Below are 14,917 nucleotides of genomic sequence, written 5' to 3'. Positions count from 1 at the left end.
ACTCTCCCTCTATATCTTTAAAGCATTTTCTTTAAAGCTTCTTTCAGTACATCTTCTACTGAAGCATTCTCCAGCTCCACCTGTCTGACAGCACGCAGACTCTCGGTGCTTCCATAACCAAGTGCCACCAGTGCCTGCACTGCCTCAGACTGAATCCCTCCTGAGACATCCGTATCCGGCGCCCTGTCGCTTTCGATGGCATGGTTTAAAACATCCTCTATATCCAGCTTGTCCTTTAATTCAATGATCAGCTTCTCCGCCGTCTTCTTCCCGATCCCGGGTGCAGCAGAGATGGCCTTGACGTCACCGGACAAAACAGCATACCTCAGATCATCCGGGCTGAGCTTCGATAAGATACTTAATCCCCCCTTCGGACCGATTCCGCTGACGCCGATTACAAGCTTAAAAATCTCCAGGTCATCCCTTGTCAGGAATCCAAACAGCTGCATGGCATCCTCCCGTACATTCAGATATGTATGGATCTTCACCTCACTGCCGGGCTGTGGAAGCACGGCAAGTGCCTGTCCGGGCATATAGATGCCGTATCCGACGCCCCCCACATCTACAATTACTTTCTCTTTTTCTACAGCGGCAAGTTCGCCGCGAATATATGAAATCATAACTCTCCTTCTCCTTAATACAGATTGATATTCCTGATCCGTTTCAACACCTCATTGGACACAATGCCGATCAGCATTCCGGTCAGCATTCCGGCGATCAGAAGAACCGGGAGATAGTAACCTACCCGGTATGTCTCCACAACGGCCATTGCGACGGCCAGCTGCCCGATATTGTGGCATACGCCGCCGGCAATACTGACGCCCATCACGCTGAAACTGCCGCGCCCCTTCAGAAACGCCATCACCGCCAGGCTCAAAATCCCACCGGCCAGACTGTATATAATACTGAACATATTTCCAAATATAAATCCGGACAGGACGATTCTGACAACGGACAGAAGCAGTGCCTCCTTCGGCCCGCATTTATATAACATGATCACGATCAGGAGATTCGCCAGACCCAGTTTAATCCCCGGCACACCGAACTGAATCGGAATCAGCATTTCCACATAGCTGAAAATAAGGGCAAGGGCCGTGAATACTCCAAAATATGCTGCTCTATTTTTCACCGGTCATCCTCCTACTTCGCAACCCCGTCAAGTTCACTCTTTTCTCCGCCTTCAATGGTTACCACCACTTTATTCGGCAGACAAATGATGCTCTCACCGTCTCTGGAGATTGCCTTCTGATGCACACACAGCTTGTCCGGACAGTCCGCGGCCTTCATAGCGGCCTTCCCGTCCCTGATCTCGAGGGTATTCGTACCGTCTATCTTTATTATCTGGTCCGCTGACAGTGCATATCTGCCATATGGCTCTCCATCAACGGTGACCACAACATCTGCGTTAACACTCTTCCCCTTCAGGAATTGGTAACCGATGAACGCGGCAGCCAGACATAAAATCATTCCAACTAATATTAAATCATTTTTCTTCATCACAGCCTCCAGCAATTATCATAGCACACCGACTTTTAGAATGCAATGTTCCTGTTCACACCGTAGTGTGAACAGGAACAATACAATCACATGTTCGATTGTAATTTTCCTTTGAAATGGGTATAATGATTCAGATATTGTATTATACGAAAAGAGGAACCTTATGAAAAGATTTACGAAACATATGCTGCCGTTCCTGGTATCGGCAGCCATGCTTTTTTCACTCACCGGCTGCACGACTCCGCCCGCCAGTGAACCTCTCGAAACAGTCGGTGTTTATTTCGACACCATTATATCCATAAAAATATGGGGCGGCAGTCAGGATATACTCGATCACTGCAAGGAAATGTGCTCAGATTATGAACAGTTATTCAGCCGCACGATTGATACAAGCGATATTTCAAGGATCAATGCAGCACACGGACAGCCTGTCGAGGTGGATGACGAGACTATCGAACTGATTGAAAAAGGACTGTACTATAGCCAGCTTTCAGGAGGAAGGTTTGATATCACAATTGCACCCTTAAGTGAACTCTGGGATATCAAAAACAATCCCGGCAGCATTCCGGACGAAGCCGCCATTGAAGAAGCCGTAAGCCATATAGACTACAGAAATGTTCTGGTCGAAGGCAATACTGTCACCCTGAAAGATCCGAAGGCAGCGATCGACCTTGGAGGTATCGCAAAAGGATTCATCGCAGACAAGCTGAAAGCCTGGCTGGAAAGTGAAGGCATCGAACACGGGCAGATCGATCTGGGCGGGAACCTGCTTACAATAGGAAGTAAGACGGATGGCAGCGATTTTCACATTGGCATCCAGAAACCCTTTGCTGAAACGAATGAGGCCATCACAACTGTCGACATCCATGACCAGTCTGTCGTCTCCTCCGGGATCTACGAACGTTATTTTAAGAAAGGCGGTAAGATCTACCACCACCTTCTTGACCCGGAAACAGGCTATCCATTCGATAACCACCTGCTTCAGGTAACGATCATCTCCGACCAGTCTGTGGATGGCGACGGGCTGAGTACAGCCTGCTTTGCACTGGGGCTTGAGCAGGGAAGCCAGCTGGTTGAAAGTCTGGACGGCATACGGGCCATCTTTGTAACAGATGACTACAGCCTGCACTATGTAAATTAATAAATCATTCTCTATGGAACAAAAACGCTGCATACAGGAAGCCTTAAGCTTCCCATGCAGCGTTTTATAATGACATTACCGCTATAATTCTTATGAAATCGGTATCTTTCTTGGTGTAATAATCTTTCTCGGGCACTTATCGGCACAAACGCCGCAGTTCGTACATTTCTCCGGATCAATGTGTGCCAGGTTATCTGTCACTGTCACGGCACCGAACTCACAGTTCTTCACACAGAGACGGCAGCCGATGCAGCCAACCAGACAGACATCCATCAGTGCTTTTCCTTTATCGTTGGAATTACACTGTACAAATGTCTTCTGATCATACGGGATCAGCTCAATCAGATGTTTCGGACATGCTGCAACACACTTAGAACATGCCTTACATTTTTCCTTGTCTACAACTGCGATTCCTTCGATAATATGGATTGCATCGAACGGGCACGCCTTCACACAGGTGCCATAACCGAGACATCCATAGTCACAGCCTTTTGGTCCGCCATCCTGCATCATATTTACCATAGTGCAGTCTTCGATTCCAAAATACTCATATTTATTCTGCGCCTTTTCACAGGTACCGGCACATTTCACGAATGCAACCTGACGAACCTGATCTCCTGCCGCCATTCCCATAATCTCACCGATACGGGCCGCAACAGGTGCACCGCCGACCGGGCATCCGCTAACTTCAGCCTTTCCTTCTACGATTGCAGCCGCCAGACCTGAACATCCTGCATAGCCGCAGCCGCCGCAGTTGTTGCCCGGGAGCACGCCCATAATAGCCTCTTCCCTTTCGTCAACTTCTACCGCAAACTTCTTTCCTGATATCCCAAGGAAGACACCGATGAATAATCCGGTTCCGCCGACGATTGCCGCAGCTATTAAAATTCCTGATATACTCATGTTTCTTCCCTCCTAAATTAATCCTGAAAATCCGAAAAATGCAATTGCCATCAGTCCCGCAGTTACAAGGACAATCGGAGTTCCCTGAAACGATTCCGTGATATCATTGTGCTCTATCTTCTCACGGATACCTGCCATCAGCACGATCGCCACAAGGAAACCAAATGCTGTTGCAATCCCGTTAATCACGCCTTCCAGAATACTGTATGATTTCTGGACATTTGTCAGCGCGACACCGAGCACTGCACAGTTTGTTGTGATCAGCGGCAGGTAAACACCAAGCGCATTATACAAAGGCGGCATCGCCTTTTTCAGGAACATCTCTACAAACTGTACAAGCGCCGCAATAACAAGAATGAAGACGATCGTCTGTAAATATTCAAAATTTGCCGGCACAAGGATGAATTTATAAATTAAACTTGTTACAAATGATGCAATTGTAATAACGAAAATAACAGCACCGCCCATACCGCCTGCGGTCTTTACATTTTTAGAAACACCGAGGAACGGACAGATTCCAAGGAACTGGCTGAGTACAACGTTATTCACGAATGCAGCGCCAACTGCAATTAAAAGTAGTTCTTTCATCTACACTCTCCTCCTATTCCTTCTCATTTTTTGCTGTTTTCTTTGATTCCGGGGTCACATCTATAAACATTGAACCTCCGCAGGTCTCTTTCTTCCCGCATGTTGCACATCCTGATCCGCAGCCGATCTTTTCAGCGATTGGATCACCCTTTTCTGCCGCTTTCTTCTTGAACTTGTTCTGCAGGGCAGTCAAGGCTGCAAGCACGAAGAACGCGCCGGGCGCCAGAATAAAGATTGTGACCGGTTCATAGGATGTTGGCAGGATCTGGAAGTTAAATGCCTTTCCTGAACCAATAATTTCTCTTACAAGGCCAATTGCCGTGAGACCTACCGTAAATCCAAGTCCCATACCAATTCCGTCAAATATGGATGGCAAAACAGGGTTCTTAGATGCATAGCTTTCGGCCCTTCCAAGGATAATACAGTTAACAACGATCAAAGGGATATAGATTCCCAGTGAATCATAGAGACTCGGGACGAATCCTTCCAGCAGGAACTGCACCATCGTTACAAAGGATGCCACGACAACGATAAATGCAGGCATTCTGACGGAATCCGGGATAATCTTCCTCAGCATGGATATTAGCATATTGGATAATACAAGTACAACTGTTGTTGAGAGTCCCATACCGATTCCATTGATCGCCGACGTTGTAACCGCCAGTGTAGGACACATACCAAGCATCAGCACGAAGGTAGGGTTTTCTTTGATCAGACCGTTATACAGTCTTTCCGTATACTTATTCATTGACACTACCTCCTAACACATTCTGAAAATATACCAGGGCAGAGTCTACCGCATTCGTTACGGCGTTTGTCGTGATTGTGGCGCCACTGAGCGCATCAATCTTGTCATCGCCCTTCTCACCGGTCTTTGTATAGGAAAACTTCTCGACCTGCTTATCCTTGAACTGGTCCTTAAACGCAGGTTCCGTGGATTTCATACCAAGTCCGGCTGTTTCACTGATCGAAAGCATCTCGATTCCCTTCACAGTACCGTCGCTTAAGATTCCGACAGAAATCTTGATATCCCCGCCGTAACCCTCATGAGAAGTTACAGTCACAACATATCCCACATCTTCGCCGTTCTCGTCTTTTGCTACGGCTACTTCTGTGATGTCATCCCCTGTATAGCCGCCTTCTTTTAACACTTTGGCCGCCTCATTTTCATTAAAATCCGCATACTCTTCAAATACAGCCGCATCTGCAAGGACCGTCTTATACGCTTCCTGCTTTGCATTCTCCTGCGCCTTGGCGATAGGAGCTTTTGTCACTTCATAGACGAGGCCCAGAAGTGTTCCTGCGACCAGAGTAATTATCGTGAGTATCAATGTGTTCTTTACTATTTTATTCATTATTTTTCTCCTCCTTTACCGAATGGTTTTGGAAGAGTAACCTTTTCGATCAGCGGTACTAAAAGGTTACTGATGATGATCGCATAGGACACACCCTCTGCCGATCCGCCGAACAGTCTGAAAAGACCGGTCAAAAGACCTAAACAGACACCATATACAATCTGCCCTCGTTTTGTAATAGGCGAAGTAACATAATCCGTAGCCATGAACCATGCCCCCAGCATCAGGCCGCCTCCGCAGAGATGTGCGGTGATGTACTGCGGGTCAAGCCCGTGTCCGCCGAAAATCGTAATGAAAATGACAAATGTTACAAGATATGTACCGGGTATCCTTAAATCAATAATCCCCATCAGAAGAAGGAACATGGCACCAATCATGATTGCAAGCACGGAAGTCTCACCAATCGTACCACGGATATTCCCCATCAGCATATCCATTGTGTTCACTGCCTCACCCGCTTTGAGCTGTGCAAGCGGTGTTGCGCCTGTGACACCATCATATACAAAGTAGGTCATACGCCCCGTAAAAGAAATAAGCAGGAAACATCTCGCTCCCAGTGCCGGGTTCATAAAGTTCTGCCCCAGGCCGCCAAAAAGCTGTTTTACCACTATGATAGCAAATACGGAACCAAGCGCCCCCATCCATAACGGGAGTGTCGGCGGCAGATTCAATGCCAGCAAAAGTCCTGTGACAACCGCACTGAAATCTTTGATTGTGATCGGCTTATGCATCAGCCTCTCATATAAGTACTCAGTCAACACCGCAGTTCCCGTCGTAACTGCAACCAGAAGCCATGCATTTTCGTGTCTGAAATTATAGATTCCAAAGATTGTTGCTGGCAGAAGCGCAATCACAACATACAGCATGATATTGCTTGTGGTTGCCTTGTCTCGTATATGCGGTGAAGATGATATGTTATAATTCTCGTTCACTTTTGATTCACCTCTTTCGTTATTTTTTCTTTCTGTTCGCGAGAGCAATCTTGCGCATAGAACCAATTGACTGCTTCAGCGGTCTTTTTGCCGGGCAGACATAGCTGCAGGAACCGCATTCCACACACTCCAGTCCGTTCTGTGCAGTAAAGGTCTCTTCATCGTGTCTCTCCGCATAATCCGCAAGTCTGGACGGAATAATTCTACTCGGGCATATTTCCACACACCGTCCGCAGTTGATGCAGGGACCTGGTTTTGCCTTCTCCACTTCATCCTCTGTAAATCCAAGGATGGAGGAAGATGTCTTTGTGACCGGGGTATCCAGGGTCATCATTGCAAATCCCATCATCGGGCCGCCTGAAATCACTTTCTTCGGCTCTGTCTTAAACCCGCCGGCAGCCTCAACAAGCTCCTGCTGGTTCGTTCCTAAAAGTGCCTTGAAGTTGCCTGGCTTTGCAACCGCATTACCGCTGACTGTCACGACACGCTCCATAAGAGGTTTTCCTTCTACCACGGCACGATGGATGCTCACAAGAGTCTCCACGTTATCCACGATACAGCCCGCATCAGCCGGAAGCATCGCAGAATTTATAGCACGCTTCGTTACCGCGTAGATCAGCTGGCGCTCAGCCCCCTGCGGATATTTCGTCTGCAGCACATTGACCTCCATACGCGGTTCATCCTTAACTGCCTCTTTTAATTTCTCAATACAGTCCTTTTTATTGTCTTCTACACCGAATATACCTTTTGCATTTTCAAACAAGGATAATATAACCCTCATACCACTTACCAGCTCTTCTGTATTCTCTAACATCCTCCGGTAGTCTGCTGTTATGTACGGTTCGCATTCTGCACAGTTCGCTATGATATATTCAATCTTGTCAGGTTCTTTCGGAGAAAGCTTCACTCTTGTAGGGAATCCGGCACCACCCATTCCGACAATTCCGGCATCACCGATCATTTTGATGACTTCTTCCTTCGTAAGCTCATTAAGCGGCTTCACTTCAGGATACTCTATCTCTGCATATTCCCCATCGTTTTCAATTACGATACAATCCACTTTGCTCCCTGTCGGATTGAAATGCTTTTCCAGGCCTTTGACAGTACCTGAAACAGACGCATAAACCGGTGCGGAAACAAATCCGCCAGCTTCAGCAATCTTCTGGCCTTTTAACACATGGTCGCCCTTTTGTACAACCGGACTTGCAGGGGCACCGATATGCTGTGAAAGCGGATATACCAAATCGCCTTTCGGCAGTACTTCTGCAATCGCCTGATCCTTTGCCAGACTTTTACCGTCATTTGGATGTATTCCGCCTTTAAAAGTTAAAAGTCCCATTCTTTACTACCTTCCTTTCTCTTATCGCAATAATAGTATTGTACTAAAAATTGTATGCAAAATCCAGTAAATTCACATATTTTATTGCACATAAATCCATACATCTTGTCGTTTTTTTAACATTTACCACAAAACAAAGATAGAGGCTTGTCAGCCTCTATCTCAAAGTCCCATATAGATGTTAAAACATATATTACTCTTCTGTATACTCCTGTGCCTCAGGCTCTTCCAGAGCCTTCATGCTCAGGCTGATCTTCTTATCTGCCTCATTCAGGTCCACAATCTTAGCCGTAATTTCCTGTCCGATAGAAAGTACATCAGACGGTTTCTCAACATGTGCCCTTGAAATCTGGGAAACGTGAAGCAGTGCGTCAACTCCCGGCGCAAGCTCAACAAATGCTCCGAAATCTGTCATACGTGCAACTTTTCCTGTAATAACTGTGCCTACTGCAAAATCCTCTGTAGCATTAGCCCACGGATTCGTCTCCGGGAACTTCAGGCTGAGTGCAACCTTTGTATCATTGATGTCTTTTACAAGAACTTTTAACACATCTCCAACCTGGAAGACTTTCTTAGGATTCTCAACTCTTCCCCATGACATCTCAGAGATATGTAACAGTCCGTCAACACCGCCGAGATCAATAAATGCTCCAAAGTCTGTTACATTCTTAACAGTTCCTTCAATTGTATCGCCAATCTGCAGCTTAGCAAACAGCTCTTTCTGTCTCTCTGCTCTCTCTGCAACGAGAAGCTGTCTTCTGTCACCGATCACGCGGTTTCTTCTCGGGTTGAATTCGCTGATTACAAATTCAATCTCCTGGCCTTCATATTTGCTCAGGTCCTTCTCATAAGAATCAGAAACAAGGCTTGCCGGAATGAATACACGTGCTTCTTCAACTGTCGCACATAATCCACCACCAAGGATCTGAGTTACTGTAGCCTTCAGAACTTCTTTGTTCTCATAAGCCTCTCTTAATCTCTCATTTCCCTTTTCAGCAGCAAGTCTCTTATAAGTCAGCAACATCTGGCCTTCGCCGTCGTTCACCTTTAATACCTTCACTGTCATCGGATCACCAACTTTTACAACAGTTGTCAGATCTAATGACTGATCGTTGGAATACTCACTCTTAGATATGATACCATCCGCTTTACATCCGATATTCAGGATAATCTCGTCCGGCTTCACGTCAATGACTGTCCCATCTACTACCTCTCCGTTGTGAATTGTTTTAAATGATTCGTCTAACATTTGTTCAAAAGATAATTCTGACATTATTTTGAACCTCCTCAATTATATTGTTGGGCGTGGATGCCCCTGCTGTAATACCTACTGTTTCCACTGACCCTAATTGATTCAAATCCAAATCGTCAAGTGTCTGTATATAGTACGTATCTTTACATGCGTTCTGACATATTTCAAATAACTTCTGGGTGTTGGAACTATGTTTGTCACCAATCACTATCATAGCATCCACCTCTTCCGCAATACTGCGAGCTTCGGTCTGACGCTCTTTCGTTGCATTGCAGATTGTATTTAAAACACTTACATCATAACTCTTTTTTGAAAGAATTTCAACTAATTCTTTAAATTTATTGTAATTAAATGTCGTCTGGGAGACAATACAGACCTTCTTTCCCTCTCCGGCGGAAAATTTTTCAGCCTCTTCAGGTGTCTGCACGACGGTCACATCAGCCCCTGCCCAGCCGCGGATTCCCTCCACTTCAGGGTGGTCCGGGTTCCCGATAATCACGATGTGTTTTCCTTCGCCGCTCTCTTTTTTTACAATATTATGGATTTTTTTTACAAAAGGACAGGTTGCATCAATAATTTCCAGACCGTTTGCCTCCATCTCCCTGTAAACCTGTTCCGCCACCCCGTGTGAACGGATGATTACGGTTCCTTTTTCCAGCTGTTTTAGTTCTTCTGTCCGGAGCACCCTGACCCCTTTTTTCTCCATATCCTTCACAACCTCTTCGTTGTGGATAATCGGGCCAAAGGTATAGATGCCGGTGTTTTCCCCGCCATTCTTTTCTAACTGTTTATACACGGTTTCTACGGCCCGTCTGACGCCAAAACAGAAGCCCGCCGTCTTTGCACGAATGATTTCCATCCTTTTCCCTTTCTTGCTTTATGCCTGTTACTATTTCGTATCTGCGACCTATTTACCTGCAGTGTTTGATAATCTCTTTTACAACTTCTTCAATCGTCATCTCAGAACTGTCGACAAGGACTGCATCCTCTGCCTGTTTAAGAGGGGCAGTCTCACGGCTCATATCCCTTCTGTCGCGCTCCTCGATATCTCGGGCGATTTCGTTATAATCACATTCGATCCCTTTTTCCCTGAGTTCATCATAACGTCTCTTTGCCCGTGTTGCAACACTGGCCGTCAGATAAATCTTCACATCCGCATCAGGAAGTATATTCGTCCCGATATCCCGTCCGTCCATAATCACATCTTCCGATCTTGCCAGCCCCCGCTGCAGTTCCAGAAGCTTTTCACGCACTTCAGGCACCGCTGAACTAACGGATGCCATATTTCCGACACTTTCCTCTCTCAGTCTGGACGTTACATTCTTCCCATTTAAATAAACCTGCTGGACATTGTCCTGATATTTAATACTGACATCTGCATCTTTACAGGCTCCAACGATCCCTAACGTATCCTCCGGACGAATGCCGCATTCCAGAAAATGAACCGCAAGAGCGCGGTACATCGCCCCTGTATCTACATATATATATCCTTTTTCTTTTGCAACCAGTTTTGCAATCGTACTTTTACCGGCCCCTGCCGGTCCGTCTATTGCTACATTATATCCCATTATATATCCTCCTTATATCCTGTACTTTCTGCTTTAGACAGAAATACCGGCAAGGTATGCTGTAGACCATGCAATCTGCAGATTAAACCCGCCTGTCAGGGCATCCAGATCCAGCACTTCGCCAATAAAATACAGTCCCGGAACGAGTCTTGATTCCATCGTGCCCGGATCAATCTCCTTCACATCCACACCGCCCTTGGTAATAATCGCTTCTTTAAAATCTCTCAGTTTCACAAGGGTGATCTCAAAGTTCTTGATCAGGGCAGCAAAATGCTGCCTTTCCTCTCTGCTGACCTCATTTACCTTCTTCTCCGGATCAATCCCGCTGCGTTCTATCATCACCGGCTTTAATTTCGCTGGAAAGAGTTTATCTACTGCATTCTTAAACTGCTTATTCCTGTTCTCTTCAAAGTCCCGCAGCACTCTTGCATCAAGCTGTTCAAAAGTCAATGCCGGCTTTAAGTCGATCAGAAGTCTGAGGCTGCGCTTTTTTAAGACCTTCCCTATCACACTGCTGGCACTGATGATAACCGGGCCGCTCACGCCATAATGTGTAAACAGCATTTCGCCGAATTCTTCATATATCTTCTTTTTCCCGTCATAGATGCGGGCATTCACATTGCGAAGGGAAAGACCTTGTAAAGCCTTCACATCATCCTCTTTAGCCTCGACCGGCACAAGAGAAGGCAAAAGCTCTGTGACACGGTGTCCTGACTCTCTGGCAAAACGATAGCCGTCCCCGGTAGACCCCGTAGCCGGATATGAGACTCCCCCTGTCGCAACGATACAGGCATCTCCTTCCAATTCCTTTCCGTCAGAAAGAAGCAGACTGTGATAACGGCCGTCTTTTACCCGTATTTCCTTCACATTACAGTGCAGGTGGATCTGTGTGTGCAGCCTTTTAAGTTCTCTTTGCATAGCCCCGATCACATCCGAGGAATGGTCAGACTGGGGAAATACCCTGTTCCCCCGTTCAACTTTTGTTTTCACGCCTAATTCTTCAAAAAAATTGATTGCCTGTTCATTTGTAAAGCTGTAAAAACCACTGTAAAGGAACTTCGGATTTGTCATCACAGACGCAAAAAGAGTGTCCATGTCACCGGCATTCGTTATGTTGCAGCGCCCCTTCCCCGTAATAAAGAGTTTCTTTCCAAGCTTTTCGTTTTTTTCATATATATGGACCTCATGCCCGTTCCTTGCAGCAAATATCCCTGCCATCATTCCTGCGGCGCCGCCGCCTATAATCTGTATTTTACTCATCTGTCTTCCCTTCCAACTTTTCCGGCACAACAGGAAGTTTATCGTTGACATGGTTCAGCTCATCACCACTGTACACCTGGTACTCATCCCATATCTCTTCCAGTGTCTCAAGCGTGGTGACGACTTCCTTCTGCTTCTTCATACAGAGGGCCACCACGAGCGCATTCACAACACTGAGGGGTGCCACAAGGGAATCCACGATAGACGCCATATCACTTCTGGCAATCAGGTTGCAGGAAGAATACAGTGTCATAGGAGAATGCACGCTGTCTGTCAGTGTAATCACCTTGGCCTTCCGGTTGCTGGCAAACTCAAGTGCTTTCAGGGTACGCATGGAATAGCGCGGAAAACTGATGCCGATGATCACATCATCCGCATTAATCCGGATCAACTGCTCAAATATTTCACTGGAGCTGTTTGTATTCACTGCTGTTACACTCTCACAAATCAGATTCAGGTAAAAGCTTAAAAATGCCGCCAGCGGCGCACAGCTTCTGATCCCGATCACATAGATCCTCTTTGCATTCAGAATGGTGTCAATGGCAAGTTCAAAGACCTTCTGGTCAATCCCTGCGAGTGTCAGCTTGATCTTATCTATATCGGACTGCAGGACAGTTGCCAGTATCTCAGACTGGCTGATTCGCCCATATGTCACTTCCATTCTCTGGATTGAATTCAGCTTATTACGGACCAGTTCCTCCAAAGCCTTCTGGAATCCCGGATATCCCTTGTAACCCAGCTGAGTTGCAAAACGCACCACTGTGGACTCACTGACACCGACAATTTCCCCCAGCTTTGCGGCCGTCAGGAAAACCGCTTTATCATAATTTTCACAGACATAATTGGCGAGACGCTTCTGCCCCTTGCTAAGTTTTTTATATTTCTCTTCAATTCGAAGCAGCAGTTCGTTCGTGCCGCTCTCATTCGTGTTTACTTTATTTCCACTCACATTCATTCCTCTTCCCGGTTCAAAATACCCTTTGACCCCAACATCATTCTGATTATACAATACCCTCAATTTGTTTGCAAGGCGCTATTACGCAAAAAGAGGCCAGACCGCTTATACATGGCCTGTGGCCGTCAATAGTAATGCTGAACAAGAACAGGGCTGTGCTGCATTTCCTTACGGAAAATGCGGCACAGCCCTCGTGTCCTTTAATATCAGGTCCGGATCTGTCTGACCCGTCCCTTAGATTTCTCTTGTATATTCTTTCAGCCACTCCTGCTCTTCCTCTGTCAGGTGTGGTGCAATCAATTCGTATACCTTCTTATGATAATCATTTAAGAGTTGTTTCTCTTTTACTGACATCAGGTCCGGATTAATCGCATCCAGATCGATCGGTACGAATGTGATTGGTTCGAAGTACATGAACTGTCCGTATTCGTTCTTTTCACCGTTGCATACGAGAAGTTCATTTTCTGTACGGATTCCGTGAGAACCTTCAATGTAGATTCCCGGCTCGTCAGTAATGATCATGTTCGCTTCGAAAGGATGGATCTCATTCGGACGGAACTGCCAGCGGAAACCTGTCGGCGGCTCATGGATATTTCCGAGGTAGCCTACTCCGTGTCCCGTACCGTGGTTGAAGTTTAAGTTCTGTCTCCAGAATGGTTCTCTTGCCACATAGTCCAGATTCATTCCTGAGCACCCGTACAGGAACTTCACATCCGCCAGATTCAGCATGCTGACCGCTACGGCTGTAAAGTGGTCTTTTTCAATCTGGCTCACTTCACCTAATGCAACCGTACGCGTAATGTCTGTTGAACCTTCGTAATAATGTCCGCCGGTGTCTGTCAGGAACAGCGCACCTTCCTTCAGTTCAACATTTGTCTCCGGGGTAGATGTATAATGTACAATCGCCCCATGTTCCTTATAGGCACAGATTGGTTCGAAACTTGGCCAGAGGAAATTATCCTGCTCTGCACGGAATTCTTCCAGTTTATCAGATGCGCTTAACTCCGTCATCTCAATCTTGCCCACATTTTTCTTCAGCCAGTACATAAACTTCGTATGTGCCACTCCGTCTTTGATATGTGCCTTTTTGATATTCTCAACCTCAACGTCATTCTTGACTGCTTTCATAAGAATGGTAGGGTTCTCCTGTTTTACAGTCTGGACACTATCAGGAATGTTATTATACAGGGCATAATTCATTCTTCTCGGGTCAATCATAACCACATCATCTGCTCCGAGCTTTTTGACTGCCTCATAAACATCATTGTATGCATGTATACAAACATGATTTTTCTCAAATTCCGCCTTGATTTCATCATTCAGCTTACGCTCGTCCACATAAAGCTCAACCGAATCCATTTTTACAACCGTATAAGAAAGAAGCAGCGGGAAGTATTCAACATCATCTCCCCTTACATTCAAAAGCCAGCCCGTATCATCCAGACTTGTAATGATATGTGTATTAGCCCCTGCCTCCTTCATCGCAGCCCGTACGCGTTCCAGCTTGGAAGCAACAGTCTCGCCTGCATACTTTACATCCAGAAGGAATGCCGGTTTCTCAGAAAGCGGCGGTCTGTCTTCCCAGATCTCATCCACGAGATCATAATCATAGATCACACTGCCCTTCTTTTCTGCCGCAATATCAGCATAAACCTGTCCTTCATCCACTCCAACAGTGCGTCCGTCAAAACCAATCACACAGTTTTCACCTAATGTTTTTTTCAGATATTCCTCGACAGAAGGCACTCCCGGTTCGCCCATCTTGCGAAGCATAACACCTGTCCCTTCCATCTGCTGTGAAGCCTGAATGAAATATCTTCCATCTGTCCACATTCCCGCTTCATCCTTTGTGAACACGGCTGTTCCTGCAGACCCTGTAAAACCAGTCATAAACGCCCTTACCTTAAAGTGTTCCCCAACATATTCACTCTGGTGGTAATCAGCCGTTGGCACGATGTATGCATCCATGCCTTTCTCCTCCATCAACTGACGGAGCTTTTCAATTCTCTCTGAAACTTTCATGAAAAAACCTCCTTTACATTCATACGCCCATTATACCACAAAAAAGTGGCGGTGGGGTGAAAAAATTTCTGTTTGGAGGGGGGGACGCCATTCAGGAGGCGGGGG

16 protein-coding genes are annotated in these 14,917 nt (G+C 46.2%); 1 reads left to right on the top strand and 15 read right to left on the bottom strand.

What is annotated here, in order from left to right; translation table 11 throughout:
- Positions 1-17 precede the first annotated feature (17 nt).
- From ruvA to DWX43_RS03025, 3 genes are read right to left on the bottom strand one after another with little or no spacing between them, the layout of a single operon-like run.
- Positions 18-620 carry a Holliday junction branch migration protein RuvA gene (gene ruvA, locus DWX43_RS03035; protein WP_109730279.1) on the bottom strand — a complete coding sequence of 201 codons (603 nt, stop codon included), beginning with the start codon at positions 618-620 and terminating at the stop codon, positions 18-20.
- A 14-nt stretch (positions 621-634) separates the two neighbouring features.
- Positions 635-1,129, bottom strand: coding sequence for a Gx transporter family protein (locus DWX43_RS03030; protein ID WP_109730278.1), 495 nt, complete (start codon positions 1,127-1,129; stop codon positions 635-637).
- A gap of 11 nt (positions 1,130-1,140) precedes the next feature.
- The gene (locus tag DWX43_RS03025; protein WP_182440605.1) at positions 1,141-1,497 is read right to left on the bottom strand and encodes a NusG domain II-containing protein; all 357 of its coding nucleotides are present in this window, start codon (positions 1,495-1,497) and stop codon (positions 1,141-1,143) included.
- Between the two features lie 163 nt (positions 1,498-1,660).
- Here DWX43_RS03025 and DWX43_RS03020 point away from each other — a divergent pair, with 163 nt between their 5' ends.
- Positions 1,661-2,638: an FAD:protein FMN transferase gene (locus DWX43_RS03020; RefSeq protein WP_118618700.1), complete on the top strand. Its 978-nt coding sequence runs from the start codon at positions 1,661-1,663 to the stop codon at positions 2,636-2,638.
- Positions 2,639-2,728: 90 nt separating this feature from the next.
- On the opposite strand, the gene DWX43_RS03015 is transcribed toward DWX43_RS03020, so the two are convergent.
- From DWX43_RS03015 to DWX43_RS02960, 12 genes are all read right to left on the bottom strand, one after another.
- On the bottom strand, positions 2,729-3,541 hold the full coding sequence (locus tag DWX43_RS03015) for an RnfABCDGE type electron transport complex subunit B (RefSeq protein ID WP_109730275.1): 813 nt from the start codon (positions 3,539-3,541) through the stop codon (positions 2,729-2,731).
- Between the two features lie 12 nt (positions 3,542-3,553).
- The gene (locus DWX43_RS03010; protein WP_118618698.1) at positions 3,554-4,129 is read right to left on the bottom strand and encodes an electron transport complex protein RnfA; all 576 of its coding nucleotides are present in this window, start codon (positions 4,127-4,129) and stop codon (positions 3,554-3,556) included.
- A 13-nt stretch (positions 4,130-4,142) separates the two neighbouring features.
- The gene (locus tag DWX43_RS03005; RefSeq protein WP_109730273.1) at positions 4,143-4,877 is read right to left on the bottom strand and encodes an electron transport complex subunit E; all 735 of its coding nucleotides are present in this window, start codon (positions 4,875-4,877) and stop codon (positions 4,143-4,145) included.
- On the bottom strand, positions 4,870-5,484 hold the full coding sequence (locus DWX43_RS03000) for an RnfABCDGE type electron transport complex subunit G (protein ID WP_118618696.1): 615 nt from the start codon (positions 5,482-5,484) through the stop codon (positions 4,870-4,872). The genes DWX43_RS03005 and DWX43_RS03000 overlap by 8 nt, the downstream gene beginning before the upstream one ends.
- Positions 5,484-6,416, bottom strand: a complete 933-nt coding sequence (locus tag DWX43_RS02995) for an RnfABCDGE type electron transport complex subunit D (protein ID WP_109730271.1) — start codon at positions 6,414-6,416, stop codon at positions 5,484-5,486. Before DWX43_RS02995 ends, DWX43_RS03000 begins: the two co-directional genes overlap by 1 nt.
- A 19-nt stretch (positions 6,417-6,435) precedes the next feature.
- The gene (rsxC, locus tag DWX43_RS02990; RefSeq protein WP_118618694.1) at positions 6,436-7,755 is read right to left on the bottom strand and encodes an electron transport complex subunit RsxC; all 1,320 of its coding nucleotides are present in this window, start codon (positions 7,753-7,755) and stop codon (positions 6,436-6,438) included.
- Between the two features lie 193 nt (positions 7,756-7,948).
- A complete protein-coding gene (gene rpsA, locus DWX43_RS02985; protein WP_109730269.1) occupies positions 7,949-9,028 on the bottom strand; it encodes a 30S ribosomal protein S1 in 1,080 nt (359 codons plus the stop codon).
- Positions 9,009-9,866, bottom strand: a complete 858-nt coding sequence (gene ispH, locus DWX43_RS02980; RefSeq protein WP_118618692.1) for a 4-hydroxy-3-methylbut-2-enyl diphosphate reductase — start codon at positions 9,864-9,866, stop codon at positions 9,009-9,011. The genes rpsA and ispH overlap by 20 nt, the downstream gene beginning before the upstream one ends.
- 52 nt (positions 9,867-9,918) lie before the next feature.
- Positions 9,919-10,575 (bottom strand): (d)CMP kinase, encoded by a 657-nt coding sequence (gene cmk, locus DWX43_RS02975; RefSeq protein ID WP_118618690.1) that lies wholly within the window; start codon positions 10,573-10,575, stop codon positions 9,919-9,921.
- Positions 10,576-10,608: 33 nt separating this feature from the next.
- Positions 10,609-11,835, bottom strand: a complete 1,227-nt coding sequence (locus DWX43_RS02970) for an NAD(P)/FAD-dependent oxidoreductase (protein WP_118618688.1) — start codon at positions 11,833-11,835, stop codon at positions 10,609-10,611.
- The gene (locus DWX43_RS02965; protein ID WP_243099237.1) at positions 11,828-12,784 is read right to left on the bottom strand and encodes a MurR/RpiR family transcriptional regulator; all 957 of its coding nucleotides are present in this window, start codon (positions 12,782-12,784) and stop codon (positions 11,828-11,830) included. Before DWX43_RS02965 ends, DWX43_RS02970 begins: the two co-directional genes overlap by 8 nt.
- Before the next feature lie 240 nt (positions 12,785-13,024).
- Complete coding sequence (locus DWX43_RS02960) at positions 13,025-14,812, bottom strand: aminopeptidase P family N-terminal domain-containing protein (RefSeq protein ID WP_118618686.1); 1,788 nt, start codon at positions 14,810-14,812, stop codon at positions 13,025-13,027.
- Between the last annotated feature and the right edge of the window lie 105 nt (positions 14,813-14,917).

Origin of the sequence: Clostridium sp. AF19-22AC, assembly GCF_003479085.1 — a bacterium.
GTDB classification, from domain to species: Bacteria; Bacillota; Clostridia; order Lachnospirales; family Lachnospiraceae; genus Faecalicatena_A; species Faecalicatena_A orotica.
This window is presented reverse-complemented; position numbering and strand designations above follow the sequence as displayed.

Coding starts and splice junctions, on each gene's coding strand:
- DWX43_RS03015 (WP_109730275.1), bottom strand. CDS start 3,541: ATGAGTATATCAGGAATTTTAATAGCTGCGGCAATCGTCGGCGGAACC.
- DWX43_RS03020 (WP_118618700.1), top strand. CDS start 1,661: ATGAAAAGATTTACGAAACATATGCTGCCGTTCCTGGTATCGGCAGCC.
- DWX43_RS03025 (WP_182440605.1), bottom strand. CDS start 1,497: ATGAAGAAAAATGATTTAATATTAGTTGGAATGATTTTATGTCTGGCT.
- ruvA (WP_109730279.1), bottom strand. CDS start 620: ATGATTTCATATATTCGCGGCGAACTTGCCGCTGTAGAAAAAGAGAAA.
- DWX43_RS02970 (WP_118618688.1), bottom strand. CDS start 11,835: ATGAGTAAAATACAGATTATAGGCGGCGGCGCCGCAGGAATGATGGCA.
- rpsA (WP_109730269.1), bottom strand. CDS start 9,028: ATGTCAGAATTATCTTTTGAACAAATGTTAGACGAATCATTTAAAACA.
- DWX43_RS02960 (WP_118618686.1), bottom strand. CDS start 14,812: ATGAAAGTTTCAGAGAGAATTGAAAAGCTCCGTCAGTTGATGGAGGAG.
- cmk (WP_118618690.1), bottom strand. CDS start 10,575: ATGGGATATAATGTAGCAATAGACGGACCGGCAGGGGCCGGTAAAAGT.
- ispH (WP_118618692.1), bottom strand. CDS start 9,866: ATGGAAATCATTCGTGCAAAGACGGCGGGCTTCTGTTTTGGCGTCAGA.
- DWX43_RS03005 (WP_109730273.1), bottom strand. CDS start 4,877: ATGAATAAGTATACGGAAAGACTGTATAACGGTCTGATCAAAGAAAAC.
- DWX43_RS03010 (WP_118618698.1), bottom strand. CDS start 4,129: ATGAAAGAACTACTTTTAATTGCAGTTGGCGCTGCATTCGTGAATAAC.
- rsxC (WP_118618694.1), bottom strand. CDS start 7,755: ATGGGACTTTTAACTTTTAAAGGCGGAATACATCCAAATGACGGTAAA.
- DWX43_RS03000 (WP_118618696.1), bottom strand. CDS start 5,484: ATGAATAAAATAGTAAAGAACACATTGATACTCACGATAATTACTCTG.